At 59.3% G+C, this 845-nt stretch carries 1 protein-coding gene; it reads left to right on the top strand.

What is annotated here, in order from left to right; translation table 11 throughout:
- Positions 1–845, top strand: an 845-nt coding sequence (locus A3730_RS15085; RefSeq protein ID WP_156501215.1) for a GGDEF domain-containing protein, incomplete at both ends; no start/stop codon positions are given.

Consider the following 845-nt stretch of genomic DNA (forward strand, 5'->3'; position numbering starts at 1 on the left):
GCAGCTGTTGCGCAGCCGTGCCCAGGACGAAAGCCAGACCCACGAGTTGGAATGCAAGGGCGTTAATACCGAGGGTAGCGAGTTCGATGCCACCTTCACCTTTTCGGCCAGCACTTACGATGGCGAGGCCTGCACCCAGATCGTGATTCGCGCCGCTGGCGTGAATGAGAGTGAGATGGAAGAGCGGCTTCAGGAAATGAGCCAGAAAGATCAGGTCACAGGACTGTTCAGCCGCAGCTGGTTTATGGATCGGGTGGATGAAAGTGTGGCCCAGGCCGCCAACGAAGGGCGCCTGTCCACCGTGCTCTATCTGCGTCTGGATGACTTTGAGCACCATCAGTCGGGTCTGGGAATTGATGGCGCGGATGAGATTCTGAAAAGCGTGGCCGAATGGCTGCGTGCCGAGGTGGGCGAGGCTCATCTGGCCAAGGTAGATGGCGAGGATTTTGCCGTTCTGCAACCGGTGGCCGATATGGATGAGGCCGCAGAACTGGCAGAGAGATTGCGTGCCGGCATTGAAACCCTGATGCCGGAAGTGGCCGCCAAGACCGTGCATATCACCGCCAGTGTGGGGGTGTCGTTTGTGCGCGAAGACGCCCGCAGCAGCCAGGACACGCTGACCACGGCGCTAAAATGTTGTAATCAGGCGCAACGGGAAAATGCCGGTAAGGGCAATGCCATCAAAGTGCACGATCCCATGGATGATGTGGCCGCCGGGTCTTCCGAGGCGGTGGCCATGCTGGTGCGTCAGGCCTTGGAGCAGGGCGCCTTCAATCTGCGTTACCAGCCGCTGATGAGCCTGGAAGACGAAACGGACCATGCCTTTGAGGTGTTCGTGAACCTGC

The sequence above is a fragment of the Alcanivorax sp. HI0044 genome, from assembly GCF_001634945.1.